This window comes from Pseudoalteromonas sp. BZK2, from assembly GCF_014349195.1.
In the GTDB taxonomy this organism is placed as follows: Bacteria; Pseudomonadota; Gammaproteobacteria; order Enterobacterales; family Alteromonadaceae; genus Pseudoalteromonas; species Pseudoalteromonas simplex.
Genome location: NZ_JACSOG010000013.1, coordinates 27,212 through 52,885, shown reverse-complemented (window position 1 = coordinate 52,885; position 25,674 = coordinate 27,212). Strand labels below are relative to the sequence as shown.

24 protein-coding genes are annotated in these 25,674 nt (G+C 40.8%); 6 read left to right on the top strand and 18 right to left on the bottom strand.

The genetic code is table 11. The annotated features are described in order from the left end of the window. Positions 1–19: 19 nt before the first annotated feature. The 11 genes from fliM to BIZ38_RS09745 form a co-directional block, all read right to left on the bottom strand. Complete coding sequence (fliM, locus tag BIZ38_RS09795; RefSeq protein ID WP_054553268.1) at positions 20–1,111, bottom strand: flagellar motor switch protein FliM; 1,092 nt, start codon at positions 1,109–1,111, stop codon at positions 20–22. Between the two features lie 9 nt (positions 1,112–1,120). Then, positions 1,121–1,642 carry a flagellar basal body-associated protein FliL gene (fliL, locus tag BIZ38_RS09790; protein WP_054553269.1) on the bottom strand — a complete coding sequence of 174 codons (522 nt, stop codon included), beginning with the start codon at positions 1,640–1,642 and terminating at the stop codon, positions 1,121–1,123. Between the two features lie 72 nt (positions 1,643–1,714). Beyond that, complete coding sequence (locus tag BIZ38_RS09785) at positions 1,715–4,033, bottom strand: flagellar hook-length control protein FliK (protein ID WP_187490186.1); 2,319 nt, start codon at positions 4,031–4,033, stop codon at positions 1,715–1,717. Between the two features lie 112 nt (positions 4,034–4,145). Beyond that, positions 4,146–4,601 carry a flagellar export protein FliJ gene (gene fliJ / locus BIZ38_RS09780; protein WP_054553271.1) on the bottom strand — a complete coding sequence of 152 codons (456 nt, stop codon included), beginning with the start codon at positions 4,599–4,601 and terminating at the stop codon, positions 4,146–4,148. Then, entirely contained in the window at positions 4,601–5,935 is a 1,335-nt protein-coding gene (gene fliI / locus BIZ38_RS09775; RefSeq protein ID WP_187490185.1) for a flagellar protein export ATPase FliI, read from the bottom strand. Before fliI ends, fliJ begins: the two co-directional genes overlap by 1 nt. Positions 5,936–5,952: 17 nt before the next feature. Continuing rightward, complete coding sequence (gene fliH, locus BIZ38_RS09770) at positions 5,953–6,771, bottom strand: flagellar assembly protein FliH (RefSeq protein ID WP_187490184.1); 819 nt, start codon at positions 6,769–6,771, stop codon at positions 5,953–5,955. Positions 6,772–6,774: 3 nt separating this feature from the next. After that, the gene (fliG, locus tag BIZ38_RS09765) at positions 6,775–7,815 is read right to left on the bottom strand and encodes a flagellar motor switch protein FliG (protein ID WP_054553274.1); all 1,041 of its coding nucleotides are present in this window, start codon (positions 7,813–7,815) and stop codon (positions 6,775–6,777) included. After that, positions 7,808–9,523, bottom strand: a complete 1,716-nt coding sequence (gene fliF / locus BIZ38_RS09760; protein ID WP_054553275.1) for a flagellar basal-body MS-ring/collar protein FliF — start codon at positions 9,521–9,523, stop codon at positions 7,808–7,810. The genes fliG and fliF overlap by 8 nt, the downstream gene beginning before the upstream one ends. A gap of 20 nt (positions 9,524–9,543) precedes the next feature. Beyond that, a complete protein-coding gene (fliE, locus tag BIZ38_RS09755) occupies positions 9,544–9,876 on the bottom strand; it encodes a flagellar hook-basal body complex protein FliE (RefSeq protein ID WP_054553276.1) in 333 nt (110 codons plus the stop codon). A gap of 169 nt (positions 9,877–10,045) precedes the next feature. After that, complete coding sequence (locus tag BIZ38_RS09750) at positions 10,046–11,449, bottom strand: sigma-54-dependent transcriptional regulator (RefSeq protein ID WP_187490183.1); 1,404 nt, start codon at positions 11,447–11,449, stop codon at positions 10,046–10,048. After that, positions 11,446–12,558 (bottom strand): sensor histidine kinase, encoded by a 1,113-nt coding sequence (locus BIZ38_RS09745; RefSeq protein ID WP_187490182.1) that lies wholly within the window; start codon positions 12,556–12,558, stop codon positions 11,446–11,448. Before BIZ38_RS09745 ends, BIZ38_RS09750 begins: the two co-directional genes overlap by 4 nt. Before the next feature lie 127 nt (positions 12,559–12,685). Between BIZ38_RS09745 and BIZ38_RS09740 the strand changes: the two genes are divergently transcribed. Beyond that, entirely contained in the window at positions 12,686–13,273 is a 588-nt protein-coding gene (locus tag BIZ38_RS09740; protein ID WP_187490181.1) for a DNA-3-methyladenine glycosylase I, read from the top strand. Between the two features lie 33 nt (positions 13,274–13,306). Here the strand turns inward: BIZ38_RS09740 and BIZ38_RS09735 are convergent, their stop codons facing one another. Both BIZ38_RS09735 and BIZ38_RS09730 read right to left on the bottom strand, forming a co-directional pair. Beyond that, positions 13,307–14,746, bottom strand: a complete 1,440-nt coding sequence (locus BIZ38_RS09735) for a sigma-54 dependent transcriptional regulator (protein WP_187490180.1) — start codon at positions 14,744–14,746, stop codon at positions 13,307–13,309. A 142-nt stretch (positions 14,747–14,888) separates the two neighbouring features. Then, positions 14,889–15,674, bottom strand: coding sequence for a flagellin (locus BIZ38_RS09730; protein WP_187490179.1), 786 nt, complete (start codon positions 15,672–15,674; stop codon positions 14,889–14,891). A gap of 209 nt (positions 15,675–15,883) precedes the next feature. On the opposite strand from BIZ38_RS09730, the gene pseB reads away from it, so the two are divergent. From pseB to BIZ38_RS09715, 3 genes are read left to right on the top strand one after another with little or no spacing between them, the layout of a single operon-like run. After that, the gene (gene pseB, locus BIZ38_RS09725; protein WP_138619159.1) at positions 15,884–16,885 is read left to right on the top strand and encodes a UDP-N-acetylglucosamine 4,6-dehydratase (inverting); all 1,002 of its coding nucleotides are present in this window, start codon (positions 15,884–15,886) and stop codon (positions 16,883–16,885) included. Positions 16,886–16,894: 9 nt separating this feature from the next. Next, positions 16,895–18,061, top strand: coding sequence for a UDP-4-amino-4,6-dideoxy-N-acetyl-beta-L-altrosamine transaminase (pseC, locus tag BIZ38_RS09720; protein ID WP_187490178.1), 1,167 nt, complete (start codon positions 16,895–16,897; stop codon positions 18,059–18,061). Positions 18,062–18,080: 19 nt separating this feature from the next. Continuing rightward, on the top strand, positions 18,081–18,881 hold the full coding sequence (locus BIZ38_RS09715; protein ID WP_138619163.1) for an AAC(3) family N-acetyltransferase: 801 nt from the start codon (positions 18,081–18,083) through the stop codon (positions 18,879–18,881). Positions 18,882–18,886: 5 nt separating this feature from the next. Here BIZ38_RS09715 and BIZ38_RS09710 read toward each other — a convergent pair whose 3' ends face one another. The 5 genes from BIZ38_RS09710 to BIZ38_RS09690 are packed head-to-tail and all read right to left on the bottom strand — an operon-like array spanning position 18,887 to position 24,012. After that, positions 18,887–19,117 (bottom strand): acyl carrier protein, encoded by a 231-nt coding sequence (locus BIZ38_RS09710; protein WP_054562192.1) that lies wholly within the window; start codon positions 19,115–19,117, stop codon positions 18,887–18,889. Then, the gene (locus BIZ38_RS09705; RefSeq protein WP_187490177.1) at positions 19,107–20,513 is read right to left on the bottom strand and encodes a class I adenylate-forming enzyme family protein; all 1,407 of its coding nucleotides are present in this window, start codon (positions 20,511–20,513) and stop codon (positions 19,107–19,109) included. The genes BIZ38_RS09710 and BIZ38_RS09705 overlap by 11 nt, the downstream gene beginning before the upstream one ends. After that, positions 20,513–22,012 (bottom strand): argininosuccinate lyase, encoded by a 1,500-nt coding sequence (locus BIZ38_RS09700; protein ID WP_138619167.1) that lies wholly within the window; start codon positions 22,010–22,012, stop codon positions 20,513–20,515. Before BIZ38_RS09700 ends, BIZ38_RS09705 begins: the two co-directional genes overlap by 1 nt. Then, positions 22,012–22,371, bottom strand: coding sequence for a 2Fe-2S iron-sulfur cluster-binding protein (locus BIZ38_RS09695; protein WP_138619169.1), 360 nt, complete (start codon positions 22,369–22,371; stop codon positions 22,012–22,014). Before BIZ38_RS09695 ends, BIZ38_RS09700 begins: the two co-directional genes overlap by 1 nt. Positions 22,372–22,374: 3 nt before the next feature. Beyond that, on the bottom strand, positions 22,375–24,012 hold the full coding sequence (locus BIZ38_RS09690) for an L-aspartate oxidase (RefSeq protein WP_187490176.1): 1,638 nt from the start codon (positions 24,010–24,012) through the stop codon (positions 22,375–22,377). A 145-nt stretch (positions 24,013–24,157) separates the two neighbouring features. Between BIZ38_RS09690 and BIZ38_RS09685 the strand changes: the two genes are divergently transcribed. Continuing rightward, positions 24,158–24,910, top strand: a complete 753-nt coding sequence (locus BIZ38_RS09685; protein WP_138619173.1) for a phosphosulfolactate synthase — start codon at positions 24,158–24,160, stop codon at positions 24,908–24,910. Positions 24,911–24,972: 62 nt separating this feature from the next. Beyond that, positions 24,973–25,665: a phosphoadenylyl-sulfate reductase gene (locus BIZ38_RS09680; RefSeq protein WP_262387591.1), complete on the top strand. Its 693-nt coding sequence runs from the start codon at positions 24,973–24,975 to the stop codon at positions 25,663–25,665. Positions 25,666–25,674 lie beyond the last annotated feature (9 nt).

Sequence of the window (25,674 nt, the reverse complement as noted above, 5' to 3'; positions counted from 1 at the left end):
GTTTAACCTTATAAATCGACTACCAGTCTAAATCTACACCTTCAGATAGATGTAGATCTTCTTCTAGTTCTGCTAATTCTGCATCTGAATCCAGTTTTTTGCCACCTTTTGTGAACACATGTAGTTCTGACTTAACTGATTCAGGGCGTTTAATTTTTTCGCTAATTTGTAGTGCCACATTGTCACGTGAGCGGCCCATTTTCGCTCTAAATGTCGGCAGTTCTTCTACAAATACGGTGATATGCTCTGGCATTTCAACTGGGATAATATCGCCAGCTTTAAGCTCCATAATCTGTTGTAGCGTTAAATCAACCTCAAGCAATTGAGTCGATAGGTCGACTTCTACATCCATGATCTCATCACGTAATGCTTTACTCCAACGTAAGTCGGTGTCTTCGGTGTCTGATTGCACACCGGCATCGAGCAATTCGCGAATAGGCTCAAGCATTGAATACGGTAATGCGATATGGAAATCACCACCACCACCATCTAGCTCAATATGGAAGGAGCTAATAACAACCACTTCAGTTGGACTTACGATGTTCGCCATTGCTGGGTTAACTTCTGAGTCAAGGTACTCAAAAGATACATCCATTACCGGCGCCCATGCTTCTTTATAATCTTCGAAGATAATTTTAAGTAGCATTTGAACAATACGTCGTTCTGTTGGCGTAAATTCACGGCCTTCAATTTTTGCATGATAGCGGCCATCACCACCAAAAAAGTTATCCACTAAAATGAATACTAATCGGGCTTCCATGGTAATTAAGCCAGTGCCCTTCAACGGACGAAAACGTACCATGTTCAAACTGGTTGGCACGAATAAGGTATGGATATATTCGCCAAATTTAATCATTTGCACGCCGTTGATTGACACCTCAGCGGTGCGGCGCATCATGTTAAATAGGCTAATTCGCATATGACGGGCAAAACGTTCATTCACGATCTCCAAGGTCGGCATACGACCACGGACAATACGATCTTGTGATGAGAAGTCATACTGTAAGGTATTACTGTCTAAGTCATCACCTTCGTGAATATCTTCCTCTTCGACTTCATCAACGCCGTGTAAAAGCGCATCAATTTCGTCTTGAGATAATAAATCGCTCACGCTGACCCCTTATTGCATCACAAAGCCGGTGAATAATACCCGCTCTATCACTTTGCTACCTTCAACATCACTTAATGCTGATTGTACTTTTTCAAGTGCAGCAACACGCACTGACTCTTTACCTTCACTGGTACCTAATTCATCTGCGGTCGTTGTTGAAAGAACGCCAAGTAAGGTACTTTCGATAAGTGGAATATGCTTTTTGGCAGTTTCTTCATTCACTTCACCGCGAACAAGTAGCTGAACTTTTATTTGTACAATACGGTCGCGACTCGCACCGGGTACATTAAATACAAATGGGCGTGGCATTGCGACATAGAGAGCCGAACCAATCTGTGCGGAGCTCGATGGTGCAGCAGCCTCAGTCACTGTGGTTTCATCTGCTAGGCTCTCTTCAGGGGCATCATCACCCATAAATAAAAAGTAACCTGCGGCGGCGCCAACTATCAACACTACAGCTGCAATGATGATAATCAGCTTCTTTTTGCCTTTACCCGTATCTTCTATTTCTAAATTTGCTTCTTCGGCCATTGTTACTTCCCTCAAAGTTACAGCAAGTTGTTTATCACACTGTAACTATTTTATTTCTTATAATAGCAGGACTTATGCATAGTAATCTATTGATGATGAAGATTGTTGTCGAGAAGTTTCTGCGCTTTGCGCTGTTACTTCTGGCTGTTGCTCCTCAGCTTGTTGATTTCCTGCAAGCTGCCCTTGCCCAGACTGCTCTTGTTGTTGCTCAGGGTTACCTTGCTGAATACTACTTTCACCAAGTTCAATACCTTGCTGCGCAAGCATTTCTCGCAAACGTGGCATTGATTGCTCTAAAGCTTCTTTAGCCTGCTGATTTTGAACAACAAAATTAATTTGCGCTTGTTCAGCATCGCTACGTATACGAATTTGCATACTGCCCATTTCTGGTGGGTCTAAGCGAATTTCCGCTTCTTTGTTATTTATATTTAGTAACGCACTAACTCGCTCTTGAAGCATCTTTGCGGCGTCACTCTTTATAATATTGATCGCTTGCATTACACCAGGGTCAATGCTCACCGATTTAGAGTGAGCCTGAGTTTGTGTCGTTGCTTGAGTCTGCATTGTTTGTGCGTCTAGTGCTTGCTCATATTGCTGATGAGCCACCTCATAGGCACCCGGTTGTGTTGCTGCATTGGCTTGAGTCGTTAACTGAGTAAATAACTGAGCTACACGCGAAGGCACAGCTTCTTGTGTACGTTCGGTATTAATTTTTGTATCAAGCTCTAAAGTTACTTCTTCACTAGTTGCAGCCTTTGTAACATCGGCTGTAACCTGCGCAGTATTGTTTTGTTTTGTATTATTATTTTCAGCATTGACTGTGGCGGCGGTTATCGGCATCGCTGTGTTGACTATTGCAGGAGCATTAATAGCCTCTTTGAGCACAGTTTGTGCCGCAGAAAGTTTTTCGTACTGAGCAGTACCCGGCGTTAACGTTTGCAGTTGAGTATTCACTTTATTTAACAGTGCTTGCTGCTCATCTTTCGTCAGTGCAGTGATTTGCTTTTCGATGCTAGTCGGCAGTTTAGTATCAAGCGCTTTATTATCAGCTAATTTAGCATCTTGTTTTGTCAGGCTTTCATCAGCAATGTCTTGCTCTACAGCAAATTGTGATACAGGGTTCTGTGCAGTTTGTGTTGTAGGCTTACTACTCATCACATCAGTCAATAGCGACTTGATTGTTGCCAGCTCATCAGCGCCAAGCTTATTGTCAACTTTTAGTTGATTGGTTTGTTGCTCAAGTTGCTTTTGTTGATCAGTGCTGAGCGACAAACCTTTAGCGAACTCACTTACAGCCTGCCCGTCGCCACTTTGTAGTTTGGCAAGCAGGTTAACGATTGACTTATCAGTTACTGGTTTATCTGATGCTTTTGCCGCGCTTGCTTCAACGCTCTTCGGAGCTACCTGCTCAGTAGCTAGGTTTACTGCTGGCTTATCAACGTTGCCATGCGCTTGCTTTGTCGTCACTTCAGCCGCTTTTGCATCAGTTTGAACGCTATTATTTGCATCGCTAAGCATCTTATTTAAAACAGCTTTGCTTTTATCATTTGCGCCAAGTTCATTTCCATCAGCTGTTTTTACAGCGTCTAAATCAACAGTGGTTTCTTTACTGTCAGTTGCTTGTGTTGCACTGGCAAAGTTAGCTACCTGAGGTTTTGTATCCGGTGTATTAACAGCTGAAACACCCTGCTTTTCTTTGTCTGTTAATGGGCCATCAACAATAGGGGTCACGCTATCTTTTGGCGGTAAATCACCAATCGCTTTTAGTTGGCTATCTACCGCTGTCGCAACTTTAGACTTATGTAATAAACTTGCGATTGAGTTGTCACCTTCTGCTGCGACTTTTGAATCATCGGTTTGCGCAACGTCTGTCATAGGTGAAGGTATTACAGGTGTAATGGTATCGATTGGGGTTGGTTTTTTATCAACAACTACAGGGCTAAAGTCATTATTTTCAATCAATTTATTAACACGTGTACTCATAGCTTGAGCCGCATTAATTTGCGAAAGCAGTGAGTTATCTTCACCTTCTACAAGTGCAAGTTCATCGCTTTGCTCTTTAGTTACAGCTTCATTATGAATATCTGGACTTGTTTTAGGCTGCTGATCTGTAGATGTGGGAGCAGTTGCAGCTTTAGCATCAGTCGCTGTATTCTCATCACCTGGTTTTGCATCTGATTTAGGTTCTTCAGATGTACTGATAGCTTTAGGTTCATCAACTGAGTCAGCATCTGCATCACTTTTTGCTTGCGCGTTTGCCGCTTCACTTGCTTCTGTCAGTGAAGTTAAAAAACTTAAGCCCGATGCTTTGTTGTTAGACTCTGAGTCTTTGCCTGAAAAACCAGTACCTTGCTCAGTTTTAACCTGCAAATTGATATCACTGATCGCCATAATTCACCTAAACCTAGTCATCTAAAGTAATGAGGCAATTTGCCGCCGCAAGTGCCAAAATTAATGCTACTGGTTAGGTAAATGCAATTAACATGCCTAAAAAGGAAGTATTTTAAAGAAGTGCATTTTTAAGTTGACGCTGATAAAACTGATTTGCAGCAAATTCATCCAGCATTTTTTGTTCTGCTTTTGCCACTTGCATCGCTTGTTTTTCAGCTTGCTTTTCGATTAACTTCGCTACTGCTTTTGCTTTCACTTGTTGCTTTAACCACAGTGCTTTTCGCTGTGTCACAACTTGTTTTGCGGTATTCACTGTACTTGCTTGCTGGCGTATCGCTTCTTCAATTTTTGCAATAAAAGCATGATATTGGCTGAAGCCAGCACTAGACAAACCAGAGCGTCCTTTCAAATGTAACTGCTGAGAATACTCTAAACGAAAGTTATTAAGCCCTTGCAGTTTTTGTTGATTACTTTGTAAGTGCTGCTGTGCTTTTAAATAATCCATGCGTAAAGACTCTTCTTTATCGCTCTCAAGCTTTAACAATAAATCAAGTTTACTTTTAGCCATTAACCTTGCCCTAATAACTGCGCTAGACCTTGCAGACCTTCATCATAACTGATCACATCTTTCATACCTTGTTGAAGGAATTGATTGACTCGCGGCATCATATTAATTGCTTGGTCGAGCATAGGATCGGTGCCTTTTTGGTACGCCCCTAAGGTGATCATATCTTTGTTTTGTTGATACATTGAATACACTTGCTTGAGCACACGCGCTTGTTGCATATGCGCTTCAGATACAACCTGCGGCATTACACGAGAAATCGACTTTTCAATATCAATAGCCGGATAGTGACCACTGTCGGCTAAATCTCGAGATAAAACAATGTGGCCATCTAAAATAGCGCGGGCAGAGTCAGCAATTGGGTCTTGCATATCATCGCCCTCACTAAGTACAGTAAAAAACGCAGTAATGGCACCTTGCCCTTCACCACCATTACCGGCACGCTCCACCAGCGCAGGTAATTTAGCAAATACTGAAGGCGGATAACCTTTCGTAGCCGGAGGCTCACCAACCGCTAAGGCAATTTCACGTTGTGCCATGGCATAACGGGTAACCGAGTCAAGTAATAACAACACGTTAAGTCCTTGATCGCGAAAGTATTCCGCAATGGTCACTGCACTTTCACAGCCTTTTAAACGCATTAATGGTGACGCATCCGCAGGGGCTGCAACTACCACTGAGCGCTTACGCCCTTCGACTCCTAAAATTTCTTCAATGAATTCTTTTACCTCACGACCACGTTCACCCACAAGGCCAACCACGATTACATCTGCTTCAGAACCACGAGTCATCATACCTAGTAGCACTGATTTACCAACACCAGAGCCTGCAAACAGACCCATACGCTGGCCTTGACCCACGGTAATAACGGAGTTGATGGCTCGTACACCTACATCCATAGGTTGACTGATTGGTCGTCTTGCCAGCGGGTTAATTGCGTTTTGCGCAAACTTTAAGTGATGCTCAGCATTAATAGCACCTAAGCCATCAAGTGGCCGACCAAGGCCATCTACTACGCGGCCAAGCAAGCTCATGCCTACAGGCAATCCTGTTTCGTTTACTTTTGGGATAACTCGCGCACCTGGTAGTACGCCAGAGATGTGATCATTTGGCATTAAGTACAGTGTTTGGTCATTAAAGCCAACAACTTCAGCATCAACAAAGCCGTTAATGGTTTCAATTTTACATTGACTACCAATAGGTGCTCTAAGCCCTTTTGCTTCTAGCGTTAAACCAACAACACGCGTCAGAATACCGGCAACAGCCGGTTTTGGAGCCTTGATATGTTTTTCATAGCGCTGTAAGCGTTCGCTAAGAGTCATTGATTGAGCACTCATAATGAGCCTAAAAAGTGTTAGATACCACTGCTATGCAAAAAGTTTTCCAACGTTTCTTTGACGCGAGTTTTTATCGTCATATCAAGGGATGATTGCGGGGTTTTAATTTCGCAGCCACCACGTTCTAAAGTCGGTTCTGCAACTAACTGCCAATGGTTATCTGCGATAGTTTGTTCGCCATAACTTTCGGTAATTAAAGTAATATCATCAGGATGTAAGTGAATACGTACTTTCGCTTGCTCTTCACCTAACGCATCAATAGCTTGCTTCAAAGCATGTAAAATGACTTCAGGTGAGGTTTTAATTTCTTGGTAAACTAAGACTTCAGTTAACATAACAGCTATTTGCACTAACTGCTTTTCGGCACTTTCATCGACTTTAGATAATGGTTGAGAAAGGCTATCAAGTAAGCTTCTTAAGTTGGTGAGCTGCTCTTCTAAAATAGGCTTAATTTCTTCTTGGCCCTGCTCCTTACCAAGCTCAACTCCTTCTTTAAAACCAGCTTCTTTCCCCTCATGCGCGCCTTTTTCAAAACCATCTATATAGCCTTGTTCATGACCTTGCTTTAGTCCTTCTTCATAGGCATCTTGACGGATTTTTTCAAGTTCAGCCATGGTCAATGACGGAATTTCAGGCTCTTCTGGCTGCTCTTCGGCCTGCTGCTTTTGCTGCTCTTTACGATATAAGTCAGCTAAAGGCGTGCCATACGCCGTTGAGCGTCCAGCGAGCTTTGTTGTATCTTGCGTCACTTCAGGAATTGGCCAGTTTTCCAATAATTCATCGGCAGCTTCACTGGCATGCACTGGGCGTCCTGTATGAAATGAAGACTTACTCATGGCTTACAGGAACTCCTCACCACCACCGCCACCAAGCATAATTTCGCCTGAGTCAGCTAAACGTCGTGCCGTAGAAAGAATTTCTTTCTGTGCCGCTTCTACTTCGCTAATACGAACAGGGCCCATTGCCTCAAGATCATCTGCGAGTAATTCAGCGGCACGTTTTGACATATTGCCCAAAATCTTCTCTTTTAATGCTTCGTCAGTACCTTTAATTGCTTTCATTAATACATCTTGCTGTACTTCACGAAGAATTGCTTGAATACCACGGTCTTCAACATCCATTAAGTTCTCAAAGACAAACATAAGGTCTTGGATTTGCTGTGACATCTCTTCATCGTGTTCACGGATTGAATCCATTAACTGACCTTCAACATTGGTATCTAGGTAGTTCATGATATCAGCGGCCGCTTTCAAGCCACCCATTTTCGCAGCTTGCGCACCAGCTTGACCTGCGAACTGTTTCTCCATGATTTCATTCAACTCTTGCAATGCTGCTGGTTGAACTTCTTCAAGGTTTGCAATACGCATGGTTAAATCTAAACGCACTTTTTCTGGGAATTGCGACAAGATTTCCGCTGATTGCTCTGGCTCTAAATAAGATAAAACAATGGTTTGAATTTGCGGGTGCTCGTTGCGAATGATATTCGCCACTTGCTTTGAGTCCATCCACTTCAATGAATCAAGACCTTTCGCCCCTGAGCCCATAACAATTTGGTCAATAAGGCTGGCAGCCTTGTCTTCACCAAGCGCTGCTGTAAGGGCTTTTTTAATAAAGTCTTCAGACTGGAAGCCAATGGTACTGAAGCTTTGAATTTGCTCAATAAACAAATTATGGACTGCGCTAATTTTCGCTTGCGATAAATCATCTAGTGCGGCCATTGCCATACCCACTTTTTGCACTTGCTTTGGCTCTAAGTGCTTAAGGATTTGCGCAGCATCTTCTTCTGATAAGCTCAGCAATAAGATTGCCGCCTTATCAACACCGTCTAATTTATCAACATCAAACGCCGGTGGTAATTGTTTTTGTTCTTGATCAGTCATCTTCTGTTAACCACGCTTTCACTACTTGAGAAGACAGTTCTGGTTCATTTGCAACCAATGCACGAACTGCTTTGAGTAAATCTTCATCGCCATGTAAGTCTGGCAGCTGTAGTGTACCATCACTTGAGAATCCTACAGCAGCAGAGTCAAAGTCTTTATTTAGCATATCTAGCGTGCTATCACCAATATCTACACCTGCACTTAATGCATCTTCATCATATTCTTCTAGTGTATCGTCTGGGTAAATTAGACGTTTCAGCATAGGTCTTACAACAAAGACAATAAGTACGATGATAACCAGTGCACCTAATGCTAAGCGTAGCATCTTCATGAACCAATCTTGCTCCCAAAGTGGAACTTCAATCGCTTCACCTGTATCTTGTCTTACAAATGGCACTGTGACGACTTCAAGTGCATCACCGCGTTGCATATCAAACCCAACACCACCTTGTAGTAAGCGACGAATATTTGACAATGCTTCGACAGAGCGAGGAACCATAGTTGTTTCACCGTTTTCACCTACTTGTGGTACATAATCAACGGCAACTGACACACTGATGCGGCGGATAACACCGGTTTGCTGGCGCTTATGCGAAATTGTGGTATCAAGTTCGTAGTTACGTGTTGCTTCTTTATGCGAACGACTTGGGTTCGTTGCTGAGCCTGCACTACCTTGGCCAGCGACCTCAGGAATATTAGAGTTAACTGGCGGCTGATTCGTTAGCGCACCTGGAATGCCCACAGCAAGACCACCAATGTTGTTTTCTTCGAACGTGGTTTCACTGCGCACAGCGGGTAAGTCTGGGTTATAACGTTTTTGTGTTTCTTCGACTGCACTAAAATCCATATTTAAGTCGACTTGCGCTGTGTAGTTACCTAAACCTACAACTGGAATAAGGATGCTATCGATTTTATTTAAGTATTCTTCTTCACGCTTACGCTCAATTTCATACTCTTTTCGAGAGCGAGCAGCAAGTGAGTTTTGTGAACCTGAATTCAGTAAACGACCATTTTGATCAGTCACAGTTACGCGCTCTGGCGATAAACCTTGGACTGCTGAGGCAACAATATCAACTACTGAGTCAACTTCTTCACCATCAAGCGTACGGCCGCGTTTTAAGGTGAGTACTACCGTCGCTGAAGGTTGTTTTTCACGACGAGCAAATACGTTTTCTTTTGGAATAGCTAAAAGTACTTTGGCGCGAGTAACATTTTTTAGCTCTTCTATGGTACGTGCAAGCTGTTGCTCACGACCATGTTTTAAACGTTCACGTTCAAGGCGTTGGCTTACACCAAACCCCATGTCTTGCATGATGATGTCAGTACCTGAGCTTGGCGCTTGCTCTAGGCCTTCACGAGCCATCAATAATTTGATGTTTTGGTATTCACCTTCTTCAACAGAGATGACGTTACCATCAAGTTCGTAATCAATCTTTTGAGCATCTAAAAAGTCCAGCGTTTGAATAAGCTCTTCCGTTGGCATTTTGCCAAGCGGACGCATATCAGGCTGACGAGCCCAAATAATAATAAAAATTGCGATAGCCAAACAGATTGCTAAAGCAATCACTAAAGTAGCCTGGCGTAAAACGTCTACACCATTTAAGGCACTTAGGTAGCCTGACTTTTGCTCTTGTTGATCGTCAGTATCGGTTGCATCGATACCGCCGCCTGCTAAGGCTAGATCAGTTGATTGATTAGATTGCGCCACAATAATTCTCCACTACCTAGTTACACAGGCATGTTCATAATTTCTTTATAAGCTTCAACAAGTTTATTGCGAACCTGTACCGTCGCTTCAAAGGCAACTGATGACTTTTGCGAAGCAATCATTACGTCCGCAAGTGAAACACTGCGATCGCCCATTTCAAGCGCGGTTACCTTTTGTTTTGCTTCTTGTTGTAAACCATTCACTGTATCAAGTGCATTGGTAAGTAAATCACCAAACTGTGCCGATGAAGTTGGCTGAGTTTGTGTTGGTAAATTATTAATTGAGTTACTACGACCAACTTCTGAAGCCATAGATTGCATTTCTTGAAATAATGCGCTGTTTTGAACTTTCATAATACTCTCTGACAATGCAGTTTACTTATGCACTGATAAAGCACAAACCGTGCCATAAAATAAAATAAATATTTTCAACAACTTAACTCAATAAATTTACTTGTCAGAGTTTTGACAGCAAACAAGCTCACAAAAATGCGAGCTTGTTTGACTAACTTTTGGAAGGAGTTTATGCAGGTAAGGCGATACCCAAGTCTCGCATTTGCGCCAGTTTATAACGTAACGTGCGCGGACTGATACCTAAGGTTTCTGCAACCTCTTTACGCTTACCATTACAGCGCGCTAAGGTTTCTAAAATAATACGATGCTCTTTGTCTTTCAGCTCGTCTTTATAATTACCCTGCTCACTCACTTGCGGTACGGTATCTAGATTAACTTCAACAGGCTGTTCTTGATAAACTGGTGCGTTGTGTGGTGGCGTAGCGACTGGCTTGATATCCGCCGTAAGCAACTCTTCAATAAAGACATCATCTTGATGAATACTATTACCATCGCATAATATCAACGCCCGTTGAATAACGTTATCGAGCTCTCGTACGTTACCTGGCCAAGCATGCGATAGCAGCTTTTGTTTCGCATCCTCACTTAGTTGAGCTATAGGCTCTTTACTTTTCAGGCAATGACGCTCTAGTAAATGCTCTGCCAATACAACAATGTCACCAGGACGCTCGGCTAATGGTTTCCACATTAGCGGGAATACATTTAAGCGATAATATAAATCTTCCCTAAATAGATTTTCGCTCACCGCTTCTTTCAAATCTCGGTTACTTGTAGCAAGTACGCGAACATCAAGCTCTATGGTTTTACGACCGCCTAAGCGCTCTACTTCGCGCTCTTGAAGTACACGCAGTAATTTTGCTTGTAAGCCTAAATCCATCTCAGTGATTTCATCAAGTAAGATGGTGCCACCTTGAGCTTGTTCAAACTTACCCGGACATGCTTGAATAGCGCCGGTAAACGCCCCTTTTTCGTAACCGAATAAGGTTGCTTCAAGCATGTTTTCAGGAATAGCAGCGCAGTTAATAGCCACAAAGGGGGCATCGCTACGATTTGATTTATCGTGGATAAAACGAGCCAACACTTCTTTACCCGAGCCACTTGGGCCGAGTACCATGACACTGGCATCTGAGCGGGCAACTTTGCTCGCGAGCTCTAATAGCTTAATACTCGATGGATCGGCAACGATTGGGCCATCGGTTTCTTTTTCCTTTTCAGGTAGATAACGACTCACCATGTTAAGGAGCACTTCTGGAGCAAACGGTTTTGCCATGTAATCAATCGCACCTAAACGCATTGCTTCTACAGCATCATCAATGGTGGCATAGGCTGTCATCATTAATACCGGCAGCTCAGGATAATTAAGTTTAATGCTACGTAATAGGTCAAGGCCACTCATGGCGCCCATTTGCACATCACTAACAACCAATGAATAGCTATTTTGCTTAAGCAAGATCATCGCTTGTTCAGCGCTATCTGCAGCAACGCAATCAATACCCGACATCTCAAGGGTATCGATTAGCGCTTCTCGTAAACCTGCGTCGTCTTCAACGACTAAGATAGAGTTAGTATTCATTTTGCCTCCGCTGAGATTGGTTCTGCACTAATTGGCAAGATCAAACTAAAACATGCTCCCCCATGAGCATTATTTGTCACTTCAACCCGTCCTTGGTGCGCATTGGCGACTGAACTTACAACTGCAAGTCCAAGCCCCGTGCCCTGGCTTTTGGTAGTGTAAAAAGGTTCGAATAATTTGTTGACATGGCGTAAATCAACACCCGGGCCATTATCACTGACACTGATACGAACACAGTTTTCGCTACTTTCGTCACGTTCGGCACTCAGGGTTACCACAGCCTCAGAGCCAATAATTTGAATACTGTTGTGGATCAGGTTTTGAATAGCACTCGCCAGAGCCGTTTTATTACCCATAATTTCAATATCTGGCTCAGGCAAGTTCACGCTAAGTTCACTGTTATTTTGCGCAACCATAGCATCAGCACCGGCTTTTACTTCATTAAGTAATTGCTGCATTGAAACACTTTCGACCACTTGTTGCTCACCACTTTTGGCAAATAGCAGCATGTCGTTCACTTGGGTTTCTAAATCTTTTAAACGCGACATTAACTTTGTATGAAAGTTGCCACGCGAGCTTTCTGGCAATCGCTTTGAGCCTAAGTTTGCGGCATACAACATGGCTGCTGATAACGGTGTTCTAACCTGATGAGCAAGCGAGGCGACCATTTTGCCAAGCGCACTTAAGCGCTGCATATGTGCTACCCGCTTTTGTAAGCGCCTGGTTTCAGTTAAATCTGTCATTAAAATTAACTGCCCAGGCTCTGGAGTAAGCGCAGTAATATCAAGCTTAATTAAACGCCCATCTCTAAGTGATACTTCATGGCCATCGTCTTGCTTTGGTCGAAATGAGCGTTGAATAACGCTAAACCACTTTTCACCTTCAAGGGGTTCTCCTAGCATATCAATGGCGATTTGATTGGCTTTTGCGATCATACCTCGGCCATCCAAAACCACCACACCCGCAGGCATGGTATCAACCAAATGACCTAACCAACTGGCTTGTTGGCGCAGCTCACTCAATTCACCCACATACTCTTCTTGTTGTAAGCATGGGTTATATTGTTTGGCTGTGATAAATTGTGGTTTTAGGACATTTGCTAAGGCCATAATCGATACTCAAAAAATCGTGTCTACCTAGCTAAATGCACAATCCGTACCAAATTTATTTTTGTTTTATTTCAATAAATTAAAGACAAAACAACACTGACAAAAAAATGACAATCGCGAGGGAATAATGCAAAAAGAACACCATTGTCGTTGCCCATGGCTCGATACCAGCAAAGAAGATTATGTGGCCTATCATGACCAAGAATGGGGGGTGCCACTATATGATGATCACCGCTTATTTGAATTTATAACCTTAGAGTCAGCACAAGCGGGACTGAGTTGGTATACCATACTTAAAAAGCGTGATGGCTATCGCAGTGCCTTTAAAAACTTTGTTGTTGAAGATGTTGCCAGAATGACCGAAGACGACGTCGAAAGTTTAATGCAGTTTGAAGGTATTATTCGTAATCGCGCTAAAATCGCCGCCACTATCAATAACGCGCAACGTTTTATTGAGATTCAAAAAGAGTTTGGCAGTTTCTCAAATTACCAATGGCAGTTTGTTGGTGGCAAACCATTGGTAAACAATCTTGATAAATTAGAGGATTACCCGGCTATTACTGAAGCCTCTACAGCATTCGCCAAAGATTTAAAAAAGCGCGGCTTTAAGTTTTTAGGCCCGACGACGGTGTATGCCCACATGCAGGCCTGTGGCATGGTAAATGACCATAGCAATGATTGCTTTAGAAAAGCTGAGATAATTAGTGAATATTAAAGAGATAAAACCGAGGAAGAAACCTAACGCGGCTTAATCGCGCGTTAGGTTATATTTCTTCATTTTTTCGACCAGTGTGGTGCGGCGAACACCTAAAATTTCTGCTGCACGTGCAACAACATAATCGTAGCGCTCTAATGCTTGGCTGATTAAGCTGATTTCTAGCTCAGCTAGGTATTCTTTGAGCTCAATTCCTTCATCTGGTAATAAACCTGAGTCAGCCGTTGTTGCTGGGGTATCAAGCTCTTCCTCATCATAATCACTAAAGCCGGTACTGAAAATATCGTTGAAAGCATCTCGCTCCATCAACTCTTCAGGGTACTCAGGCTCATAAGCCTCAACTTCAATATAACGATATTTAGCTGGTAGGTCTGGTACATCAACCACTTTGTCTGGGAACATGATCACCATGCGCTCAACTAAGTTAGCAAGCTCACGAATATTCCCCGGCCACGCATGCTCTTTTAAGCTTTGAATCGCACGCTCAGTGAATTTGGCCGTTGTGCCACTTTGCTCGTTCACACGACGCATTAGCTCTTTTAGAAGTAGAGGAATGTCGTCGGCACGCTCACTTAGCGAAGGGTTTTCAATTGGAAACACGTTTAAACGATAAAAAAGGTCTTCACGGAAGTCGCCCTGTTCAATCATTTCTTCAAGATTACGGTGAGTCGCAGCAATAATTCGTACATCAGCTTGAATAGGCTTAGTACCCCCTACTCGCTCATAGCTACGCTCTTGCAACACACGCAGTAGTTTAACCTGCATTTGCAAAGGCATATCACCAATTTCATCTAGAAACAGTGTACCGCCTTGCGCTAATTCAAAACGCCCCTTTCGCGCAGAAATAGCGCCCGTAAACGCGCCCTTTTCATGGCCAAATAGCTCACTCTCAAGTAGTTCACCAGGGATAGCACCACAGTTTACCGGCACAAATGGCCCGGTATTGCGTTTAGAGAGTAAATGAACGTTACGTGCAACAACTTCTTTACCTGTGCCTGACTCACCTAAGATCAGCACGTTGGCATCGGTTTTTGCTACTTGCTCAATTAAAAAGCGCACATCTTTTACAGCTTCTGTTTCACCGACTAAACCATCAAATGATTTGTTAGATTTCGCTTGTTTATGGTCACCCGGTAGCATGCGCTGATATTGCTGACAATCATGCAATAGCTGAGTAGTTACATCATGATTAAATGGCTCACAAATTAAACCTACTACATTAGCAATACTTAGCAGCGGTTTGAGTGTTTCACCAATTAATAAAAACGGAATGGCAGGAAACTGTTTGATCACAGCCTCGTGATTTAGCTGCTGTAAAGCACCAAGAATGACCATGCATTCTTGCTGTTGATGTTTTTCGCAAAAAGACTGTAATGAAGTCTCATCAACTAATTGTGCAGTTTCACCAATGAAGGTAAGTGCTGCATGTAAACCTATCGCACGATTATTATTATTGTCTAAAATTAAGATCATTATTGGCGAACCACAGTTACCACGAGGTTAGTTAATTTCTAAATTGTAAGCGAGTTTAGGAGGGATGCAAGCGCTAAGCGGCAATTTATTGACATCAACGCCAAAAAATAGTCACTTAGCACTAAAATTTAATACTAAAGAATTAAAGTAAGCCTAATATAGATTCGGCTGAACGATTTGCCTGACCACGTAGGGCAATCGATGCTTGCGATAAAATATCATTAGCTACTTGATCAGACACAGCTTTTGCATAGTCAGTATCTTCTATTCGGCTTTGGCTCGCAGCAATGCTCTCTCGCTGGTTACCTAAACCTTTTATCGTACTCGCCAAGGTGTTTTGAAAAGCGCCTAGCTCAGCTCTTTGCGTGTTAATTTCCTCTGCAGCTTGGTCGCTAATATCAATGGCAGCTTGTGCCCCTGCTTGGGTTGAAATATCGATCCCCGCAATAACTGAAGCAATACTACCATCAGATGGCGTCACTGATTGTGTGGTGTTGGCATCAGGACCCACTTGAAACGACACTTGCTCACCATCAAATAAAGGTTTACCACCGAATGTGGCATTTTCGAATGTTTCTGATATTTGCGTTTGTAATTGCGACACTTCTTCTTGGAGTGCAGCCCTATCACTGTCTGTGAGCGCACCATTACCCGATTGGATAGACAGCTCTCGAATGCGAGAAACGGCATCATTTACACCAGATAGATTTGACTCTGTTACTTGCGAGTAAGAAATGCCATCGTACGCATTATTAATTGCTTGACTGTAGCCATCTTGCTGCGATGTTAATCTATCAATAATTTGCAGTGCAGCGGCATCATCTGCCGCTGAATTTACTTTTTTACCTGATGCTAGTTGCTCAGCAAGCTTATTGCCCGTTTGCTGAGTTTGGTTTAAAAACCCGGTATTGGGTGATTGAATTTTCATGGCGGCCTCCGACAAACCGATTGCTTAAATTATAGCTTAATTTGCCAAAATTTGCACTTTGTACCATGGTTTAGATAAATTAACTTGGCATCTGACTTGCTAGTGTACTAGTTAATAGTTAAATTACTGAGAATTGTGTCAAAATTCTCACTTTGCGTACTTCACTTTTATAAACAACTACGCCAATGATAAATAACTTAGGTAACGCTATGTTCGACAATAAAACGATTTTAATTACCGGTGGTACTGGTTCATTCGGCAAAAAATACGTCAAAACGCTACTAGAACGCTATAAACCTAAGAAGATCATTATCTTCTCACGGGACGAACTAAAGCAGTTTGAAATGCAGCAAGAGTTTGACCAACCCTGTATGCGATACTTCATTGGTGATGTACGCGATAAAGAAAGGCTTCGTCGTGCTATGCGTGGCGTAAACTATGTGATTCACGCTGCAGCATTAAAACAAGTACCCGCAGCTGAATACAACCCAATGGAGTGTATCAAAACTAATATAAATGGGGCTGAAAACGTTATTGATGCCGCCCTTGATAATAACGTAGAAAAAGTCATTGCACTGTCAACTGATAAAGCCGCAAACCCAATCAATTTATATGGTGCGACTAAACTTGCATCAGACAAGTTATTTGTTGCTGCTAACAATATTGCTGGCGGCCATAAAACAACCTTTGCTGTAGTAAGATACGGTAATGTAGTGTGTTCGCGTGGCTCTGTTGTGCCTATTTTCCAAAAGTTTATCGACCAAGGCCGCGACCATATACCAATTACTCATGAAGAAATGACTCGCTTCTGGATTAGCCTGCAACAAGGTGTTGATTTTGTATTAACTAACTTTGAGCGTATGTTAGGTGGTGAAATTTTCGTTCCAAAGATCCCTTCAATTCGTATTACTGATCTTGCCAAAGCCATGGCACCTGACTTACCAATTAAAATAATCGGTATTCGCCCAGGTGAAAAGTTACACGAAGTTATGTGTCCTGCCGACTTATGCTTTGAAACGTACGAATATAGCGATCACTTTGTTATCGCTCCGGGTATTAAATTCAGTAGTCGTAGCAATGATTTTACTGAAAATGCACTGGGTGAAAAAGGCGAGCAAGTTGCCCAAGGTTTCGAGTATAACTCACTAGATAACCCTGATTATATGAGCATTGAAGAAATTAAAAACTTCAATGTCAAAGCGTTACTGTAATACTTCATTATGGCGAATAAGGTAATTCCTTACGGCAAACAAAGTATTTCTCAAGATGACATCAACGCCGTAATTGATGTCTTAAAGTCTGACTGGCTAACGCAAGGACCTGCTGTTCCAGCATTTGAAAGTGCCATTGCAAAATATTGTGGTGCTCACTATGCCTGTGCTACTAACAGTGCGACTTCAGCGTTACATATTGCTTGCCTTGCCTTAGACGTAGGTAAAGGCGACATTGTATGGACGTCGCCAATCTCCTTTGTCGCATCGAGTAACTGCGCGCTGTATTGTGGCGCAGAGGTCGACTTTGTTGATATCGACCTTGAAACTGGCAATATGTCTGTTGCAGCGCTTAAAGAAAAACTGACATTAGCCAAACAAAGCCAGCGACTCCCTAAAGTCGTGATCCCTGTTCATCTAGCTGGTCAGTCATGCGATATGGCAGCAATCAATGCACTTGCCAAAGAGTATGGTTTTAAGGTTATTGAAGATGCCTCGCATGCTATTGGCGCCAAGTACAAAGATAAGCCTGTTGGCAGCTGTGTTTATTCAGATATTACTGTGTTTAGCTTTCATCCAGTTAAGATAATCACATCTGCTGAAGGTGGCATGGCGGTTACCAACTGTGAAGCGCTAGACAAAAAAATGAGCCGCTTGCGAAGTCATGGTATTACTAATATTCCTGAAGAAATGACCGAGTCAAGTCACGGCCCTTGGTATTATCAACAGTTAGAGCTTGGTTTTAATTATAGAATGACTGATATGCAAGCCGCTTTAGGACTGAGTCAGTTAAAGCAGCTAGACAACTTTGTATCAGTGCGAAACGACATTGCAACAACATATAACCATGCATTTGCAAACTCAACGGTAGCTCATTTAACACAATCGAATGAGTGTTACTCTAGCTACCATTTATATATTGTTCGTTTAACACAGTGTGATATAGAAAAACACAAGTCAGTCATTACAGGCATGCGCGAGCAAGGAATTATTGCTCACTTGCATTATATACCTATCCATTTACAGCCTTATTATCAAGCTTTAGGCTTTTCTGACGGTGATTTCCCTAATGCAGAAACCTACTACAAACAGGCTGTTACTATTCCTCTGCACCCAACTATGACAGCAGATGAGCAAAAAGCTGTAATTACGGCATTCTTTAACCTAGTGAATTAAACAAGGAATTAGAGCTTTCATGTTAGCAGACATATCTTACGAAAGTTTAAAACAGGCATACTCTTCTGTTGGTATCACCGAAGGAAAAGTTGTTTATGTTACTGGAGATATCACAAAAGTTGGTATTTCTCTTTCTTTGAGTAAGTTCGAGCTGTTAAATTTACATCTTAAGGTGATTATGGATTTGATAGGCCCAGAAGGTACAATTGTAGTGCCAACTCATAGCTTTTCACTTTGTAATACTAACATTCCATTTTCACTAAAAAATACACCTTCTGAAACCGGTGCTTTTAGCGAATTTATCAGAAATCAAACAGGAAGCATTAGACAGCTTCACCCTTTCTCGTCTCGCACCGCAATAGGAAAAGAAGCATCTTACATTTGTGAAAACACAGCCCCCCATAGTTATGGTATGCACACTCCTTTTTCTAGGATGCTGGAGCTTAACAGTATTTTTATTTCCGTAGGTATTCACCCAAAACAAATTGTCAGCCTTGTTCACCAATGTGAGTCTGACATGAACGTACCTTACAGGTATACAAAAGAGTTCATACATCCAATTGAAACTGGGCAGCACACAGAAATGAAAGCTTTTTATCATCTAGTAACGTATCTAAACTGCGATATAAAAAGAGATAAAAATGTCAAAATATTTGAAAATTTCGAAAAACAATTTAAATTGAATCACTCTAAAATGTGCCATGGCAGCGTCTGGGGCTTCAATATGAGAGAGTTTTATAAAGCAACGACTGAGCTGATGAGAGATGATATTTACAGTTGGCTTGCGGAGCCACCGAATAGTCGCCCCTACCAAGCTTAATGCATTTATTTATTATCTAAAAACTCTATTAACTCAGAAACAGTACCTAACTTAGACAACTGTTCATCGTTGATGTCTATACCTAGCTCTCTCTTAATTTTTAAGACTATAGTCATAACATCTATAGAATCCAGTCCAAGTTCAGCAAAGCTTGATGAAAAATCCGCTTCGTTACTAAGATCCACACTTGGGTTTTGAATTAAAATTAACTCTTTTATGATTTGTTTATTTTTCATATTGCTCACATAAATGCTTTTTAATTAATGCTCTACTTACTTTACCAGAACGTGTTCGTGGTAGCTCACTTAATGTAAATAGCTTATTCGGTCTAAAATTTGAATCAGTATCTTTCAAATGTTTTGCTACATCCTTGAGAGTTACTTTAGTTTCTCCTTCTACACATAAAACAATAATACTATCTTTAACTTTACTGGGATCTTCCATACCAAGTACTGTAAAAGCATTGCTCTTAAATAACGTCACCAGTTTAGATTCTATTTCATCAGGGTGCACTAAAACACCATTATAATTTATTACATCATCACTTCTTCCTGAAAAGACTAGATAACCTTGCTCATCTAAGTACCCAACATCAGAAGTTATAAACCAACCATCTTGAAGCTGACTATTCCATAGCTCATCATCGAGATACCCTAAGCATAAATTACTTCCTCTAATTGCTATTCGCCCACTTTCGAAAGGGGGTAAAGCACAGCCTTGATCATCAATAATTTTTAACTCAGAGCATTCTGAAGCAGGTCCTTCGGTCTTAACCTTATCTAAATTACGGTTTAGCTCAAAGAATGTTACTCGCATAGCTTCACTTAACCCATAATGGAGAAATATTCTTGTTTTAGGCAGTGAATTACATAATTCAATTCGGAAAAAGTGATCAAATCTCATTGCGCCAGTTTGTAGCCATTTTAGGTTGTCTGCAACTGCCGCCAACTCACTTTTGCCTACTTGTAGTAAAGCTGCTAACAAAGAAGGTGCCGTTGATAATGCATTACAATCATACTTACTAAACAATGATGAAATTGATAAAGGATTACTAAGCTGAGTTGGTAATACAATTCTTCCGCCGGCCATCAGGACACTATGGCATCGCCCAAAACCAAATGCATGATCTATTGAAGCAAAAACTAATTCTGCAATTCCCTCATCAACCTCCATCTTACTATTCATGAATGCACAAATATCGTTGATGCCACACTGAGATAATCTTACCCCTTTCAATTTGCTGGAAGTCGTTCCAGAAGTAAAAATAACCATAGCTTCTTGATCAAATGAAACATCAATATTCTTTGGCTCTAATTGAGGGTAAGATTCAATAAACAATGCAGCATCACTAGTTTCCAATGCCCCCTGTTGTCTCTGTGGATCAATAAAGGGAATAGGTACTATGCTAACCCCACATTTTGCACCAGCATAATAAGAAAAAAGGAGCTCAACAGGTGAAAAATTTGATACTGCGACTCTTTGACTAGGCTTTATATTTTTTGATTTTAAAAAAGTAGCGAATTTATCTATTTCAGTATGAAACTCATCATAGCTATATTCTTTATCGTCAAACGAAACCGCTATTTTCGTACCTTTTTTGTTAGCTATTTCTGTATAAATACTTGTTAACATTATTTGTCCTTTAGCTCATTCAAAAAGAGATTCACTTTTTTCACAAAGCGCTCATTGAAAGATGACATTCTATAATTTCCTTGAAACGAATGCGCCTTAGCTATACTGTTTTGACTGTCCTGAACCATTAATTGGACTTGCTCGGGGTTTGCACTACCAAGTCCTTTCCTTAAAGAAATAAGAGAAGGTATGTCAATGTTAGAATTAAATACCTGATCCGGAATGTTTGGCAAATCAATATTCAACTGCTGTGCTGCTAACTTTATACTATCAAGAGTAAAACCATCTTGCTCTTCATCACAAGCATTCCTTACTGCCCTACCGATGATTTTATGAGCACTACGATTATCTAAGTCCGAAAATTTGACCAGCATATCGCATAAGTCTGTTGCAACAATAAATTTGTCAGCCGCAGCTTCTGCAAGCTTATCCTTGTTAAATTTAGATGTAGATAAAATCCCGGCAAAAAGGTCGACACACTGAATAGCATAATCTAAAGCCTTTGGTAGTTCTCCATAAGCATAGAGTCGGTTATCAGGCTGCCCACTAATAGTCTGATTTGTTGATAAAATATTTGTCATCATGCCATTAAAGGTTCTAGCTTGACCACGAATGAATGCTAACCCATATGGATTTTTCTTTTGTGGCATTATGACACTTGTGCGGGTAAAGCCATCAGCTAACTCAAGGTAAGAGAATTCTGCGCTATTCCAAATAATAAACTCTTCACTGATTCGATTTAAGCTTGTCATTATCGAACAAAGACTCGTCATCACATCAATACACATATCTGGTGCCCACATCGCATCCCGAGTGTGAGTTAATATGCCATCAAATTCCAGCAACTCGGCAATAAACTCTCGATTCATCTCAATTTGAGAGCCATTAACACTCCCTGAACATGCAGGAGATAAATTCACCATTTTTATAGCTGTTTCTATGCGACCAATGTCTCTTAATAGCGGTCTTTGAAACCCTTGTAAATAATGGGCTAAAGTAGTGGGCTGTGCATGTTGTAAATAGGTAAAGTCTGCCATAAAAGTATTTAAATGTTGTGAAACAACGTGATTAAATACCTCACATAACTGAATTAACTTTTCATGAAGGCAAAATAATTTTTCGCGGCAAACCATTTGCCAAGCTATTGTACTAGCTTCCCTTCGAGCACGTCCGATGTGAACATAACCACTATCAGGGCCAATTTGCTGTTGCAAATATTTATCTCTGTTATTGTAACTATCTCCTACAGCAGGATCTAAAGGAATGTTTTCAGTTCCTTGTAGGTGGACTTCAAGAAGACCTGATAGCAACTTTCTTCCTTTTGATGAAGAAATTACTCCCCCTTGAATTAAAGTCATGACATGACTCATATCCGCTATACTTAAGTTGCTCATAATATATGGGCTACATTCAAGTTCATATTGAAATGCACTGTTATATAAGCGTTGATCTGGACCTTCTTTAAAGCGAGAACCCGCACCTAAAAAACTATTACTCATTATTTCACCTCTATTTCTGAACAGTTTTCAAACTGCGGTTCTACGATCAGGTCACGAACAACTTTCGTGCAATTGTAAGGGGTTATTTCAAGCTCATTGCCAAATTCGGAAACTAACTTTGCTACATTTTCACTGCAAGCTAACATCACTTTGCCATTAACTTTTAAACGACAACTACCACACAACCCTATTCGGCAGTTTTTATCGAAAGCCAGAGTGCTATCAAATTCATACAGGACTCTCATAAGCAAATCGAGAAGAGTCTCTTCATTGCTATAGCTAAGAGTGAAAGGTTGTAAGATTGATGGACTCACTGTTTCTTTGTTAAAACGATAAATGTTTAATGTTATTGTGTTCATTAATTATGAAATCCTAATTAACTCACATGCCATTCCACCTAACTCGTGTTTATAGGTTAGTGTAGCCATTTCAAAAAAATTGCCTTCTGATGGGAAGTCATCACGATAATGGGCTCCTCTTGATTCAGGCCTACAAAGAGCCGCTCGACATATAGCCTCTGAGATTAAAAGCATATTTTTGAGTTCAACATATTGTTTTATTTGCTGATTATAAAAGTGAGTGCGGTCGCTAATTTTTATATCTAAATACCTTCGATTCAAGTCGGCTAATATTTTCAACTGCTCTTTCAACCCATTTTCATTTCTTATTACTCCGGCGTTTTGAGACATTGTCGCTTTCAAAGTGCTCAGAATTTCTCCCATTTTCTCTTTGCTATCCCCAAACGGAAAAGTAAACTCCTTGAAAGAGGCATTTTGGTAATTAGCCTTTTTTTGGAGCTTTGCAGCATTTTGTCCAGCTAGACGACCAAAGACAACCACTTCAAGCAACGAATTCCCACCGATTCGGTTTGCACCATGCACACCATTACAAGCAGCTTCACCCGCAACAAATAAACCATTTATTATATCGCCCATGCAGTTAAGAACTTGACCATTAATATTACAACTAACCCCCCCCATTAAATAATGAGCTGAAGGTATTATAGAAATTTTATCCTTAGTTACATCGGCATTTAGGTAAGTAGCCGCTATCAAAGAGGCTTCTTTCAAAGCAAACTTTTTTTCCTCTGGAATGTTTGTTAAGTCAAGATAGAGTTCAGAGCCTGGGTGATTACTTAATTCTTTTGCAATTGCTATAGACACTTTATCTCTACCAGCCAACTCCTTTTTCTCTGGATAGTAACGTGACATAACATTGTCATTTGAAATTGAGACTATTTTACCACCAGCACCTAGGACAGGTTCAGGTATTTGTATACCACTATTTCGTAAACCCAAAGGGTGAAACTGAACAAATTCCATATGCCTTAATGCAGCACCAGCATTGAATGCGAGGGACAGGCCATCACCAGTTGTAGAAACAGCATTTGTATTATATTTATAGCTATTCAAACCTCCCCCAGTAGACAATACCACTGAATTAGCAAAAATTTTGAATAGCTGAGTATTCCGCAAGTGTAAAACTTGAGCGCCAATAACTTGACAAGTTTCTTGGATTAACTCTACAGCCATCATCTGATCTAGTAAGGTGATTAGTTCATTCTTTTTTATTTGCTTGATTAAAGCGACCATAATCGCAAGCCCGGTCCTATCTTTACTAAAGCAAGCTCTGGGAATATTAGAACCCCCGAAGGCTTTGTTTTTGTAGTGCCCTGACTCATCTTTACTAAACTGCACACCTAATTTTTCTAACCAATGAAGATTTTCAGGAGCAGACTCGCACATATACTCAATACAGTCTTTACTAGCAACTCCTCTACCCGCATTAAGACAGTCATTTATATGAGCAAAAGCATCGGGTTCATTTATGGCAACATTTACCCCTCCTCTGGCACTGACTGAATGAGAGTGTAGAGGCGGAATCTTTGATATTAAAATTACTTTCTTACCTGCATAAGCTGCCTCTAACGCAGCGCAACAACCAGCGATGCCTGCACCGATAACTAAAACTTCAGCATTAAGTGATGTTAATTTACTCAACTAAGCTCCTAGATATCAAATCAGTTAAAAAATAAGTATTTTTGCTAAAACCTAATCTATTATGAAGTAAAATAAAACAAACAGATACAGTAATTCAGGCATAGATAATGCTTAAGCTATCATATATTTTAAAAAAGGATTAGATATGAAACTCATCGACCAAAGACCAACTAAACCGCGCCAAACAGGTAAAACTAATGTGCTTGATAAGGGGTTGGGTTTAGAGCAGCTCAAAATGCAATTAGAAGCCTGCGGTGAATTCATAGATGTTATCAAACTTGGCTGGGGAACATCATTAATTACTCCCAATTTAGAAGCAAAATTAGATTTAATTAAATCTCATGGTATAGAACCTTGCCTTGGTGGTACCTTGTTCGAATATTGTTACTTGACTAATAAAGTGGATGAATACATCGATTTTCTTAAACAACATAAATTATCTTTAATTGAAATATCTGACGGTACAATTTCAATCCCACAAAAAGAAAAAAACGAACTAATTAGCCGATTTGCTAAAGACTTTACTGTGCTTTCTGAAGTGGGCAGTAAAGATGATAAGGTGGTTGTTTCTCCATCAAAGTGGGTAGAGCAAATAAAAAGTGAAATTAATGCTGGAGCAAAAAGTATTATTTTAGAAGGAAGAGAAAGTGGAACAGCTGGCTTATATCGAGGTGATGGCGAAATAAGAATGGGATTAGTCGAGGAGGTAATGGAATCAGGTGTTGAAATCGACAAATTAATCTTTGAAGCCCCCAAAAAAGCCCACCAAGTTTTCATGATTAAGCAATATGGCCGAGATGTAAATATGGGAAATATTGCATATGAAGATGTTATCTCTCTAGAGACACTTAGACTAGGGTTGCGCTCTGATACTTTGTGCTCAATTCATCTCAAATAAAATTTTCTAAACTTCGGCCGATATAATTAAAAGTAATTTAATTCTGAAGTGATGGAGTTATGATGTTGGACACAAATATAGATATCGACTTAATCAATAAACGCATGGTTAGCTGGACTGCTAGCCAACGTATAAGCTGGGCTCTAAAAAACTTACCTAAACAACATATCGTTAGTACTAGTTTCGGTGCCCAAGCTGCTGTTATGCTCCATTTAATGACATTCCATAAGCCTGATATTTTAGTTGTTTTTATTGATACGGGTTACCTATTTGATGAGACAATTGAATTTTCAAAACACCTAACATCTACACTTAACTTAAATTTGAAAACATTTAAGCCATTGCTCGATAGAGAAAAATACGAAAAAAAATTTGGAAAAGTTTGGGAAAATGGTTTAGAGGGCTTGGAACTTTACAATCAAAACCGGAAAGTTGAGCCTATGCAACGCGCATTAAATGATTTACATGCGGCAACATGGTTCTCCGGAATAAGGAAGGAACAGTCACCCACACGTGAACAAAAAATGTTTGTTGAATTATCAAATAATCGATACAAAGTGTCTCCTATTCTAGATTGGACCTCCGAAGATATTGATAGCTACATAAAAGATAACTCTCTAGAGTACAACCCCCTGTGGCATAAGGGATATATTTCAATCGGTGATACTCACACTACTAAATCAATATATGAAGTAGAAAGCATAGAACAAACACGCTTTTTTGGATTAAAGCGTGAGTGTGGCTTACACGAATAAAGACTGGAC

Coding starts and splice junctions, on each gene's coding strand:
- fliL (WP_054553269.1), bottom strand. CDS start 1,642: ATGGCCGAAGAAGCAAATTTAGAAATAGAAGATACGGGTAAAGGCAAA.
- BIZ38_RS09785 (WP_187490186.1), bottom strand. CDS start 4,033: ATGGCGATCAGTGATATCAATTTGCAGGTTAAAACTGAGCAAGGTACT.
- fliJ (WP_054553271.1), bottom strand. CDS start 4,601: ATGGCTAAAAGTAAACTTGATTTATTGTTAAAGCTTGAGAGCGATAAA.
- fliI (WP_187490185.1), bottom strand. CDS start 5,935: ATGAGTGCTCAATCAATGACTCTTAGCGAACGCTTACAGCGCTATGAA.
- fliH (WP_187490184.1), bottom strand. CDS start 6,771: ATGAGTAAGTCTTCATTTCATACAGGACGCCCAGTGCATGCCAGTGAA.
- fliG (WP_054553274.1), bottom strand. CDS start 7,815: ATGACTGATCAAGAACAAAAACAATTACCACCGGCGTTTGATGTTGAT.
- fliE (WP_054553276.1), bottom strand. CDS start 9,876: ATGAAAGTTCAAAACAGCGCATTATTTCAAGAAATGCAATCTATGGCT.
- BIZ38_RS09750 (WP_187490183.1), bottom strand. CDS start 11,449: ATGAATACTAACTCTATCTTAGTCGTTGAAGACGACGCAGGTTTACGA.
- BIZ38_RS09745 (WP_187490182.1), bottom strand. CDS start 12,558: ATGGCCTTAGCAAATGTCCTAAAACCACAATTTATCACAGCCAAACAA.
- BIZ38_RS09740 (WP_187490181.1), top strand. CDS start 12,686: ATGCAAAAAGAACACCATTGTCGTTGCCCATGGCTCGATACCAGCAAA.
- BIZ38_RS09735 (WP_187490180.1), bottom strand. CDS start 14,746: ATGATCTTAATTTTAGACAATAATAATAATCGTGCGATAGGTTTACAT.
- BIZ38_RS09730 (WP_187490179.1), bottom strand. CDS start 15,674: ATGAAAATTCAATCACCCAATACCGGGTTTTTAAACCAAACTCAGCAA.
- pseB (WP_138619159.1), top strand. CDS start 15,884: ATGTTCGACAATAAAACGATTTTAATTACCGGTGGTACTGGTTCATTC.
- pseC (WP_187490178.1), top strand. CDS start 16,895: ATGGCGAATAAGGTAATTCCTTACGGCAAACAAAGTATTTCTCAAGAT.
- BIZ38_RS09715 (WP_138619163.1), top strand. CDS start 18,081: ATGTTAGCAGACATATCTTACGAAAGTTTAAAACAGGCATACTCTTCT.
- BIZ38_RS09710 (WP_054562192.1), bottom strand. CDS start 19,117: ATGAAAAATAAACAAATCATAAAAGAGTTAATTTTAATTCAAAACCCA.
- BIZ38_RS09705 (WP_187490177.1), bottom strand. CDS start 20,513: ATGTTAACAAGTATTTATACAGAAATAGCTAACAAAAAAGGTACGAAA.
- BIZ38_RS09700 (WP_138619167.1), bottom strand. CDS start 22,012: ATGAGTAATAGTTTTTTAGGTGCGGGTTCTCGCTTTAAAGAAGGTCCA.
- BIZ38_RS09695 (WP_138619169.1), bottom strand. CDS start 22,371: ATGAACACAATAACATTAAACATTTATCGTTTTAACAAAGAAACAGTG.
- BIZ38_RS09685 (WP_138619173.1), top strand. CDS start 24,158: ATGAAACTCATCGACCAAAGACCAACTAAACCGCGCCAAACAGGTAAA.
- BIZ38_RS09680 (WP_262387591.1), top strand. CDS start 24,973: ATGTTGGACACAAATATAGATATCGACTTAATCAATAAACGCATGGTT.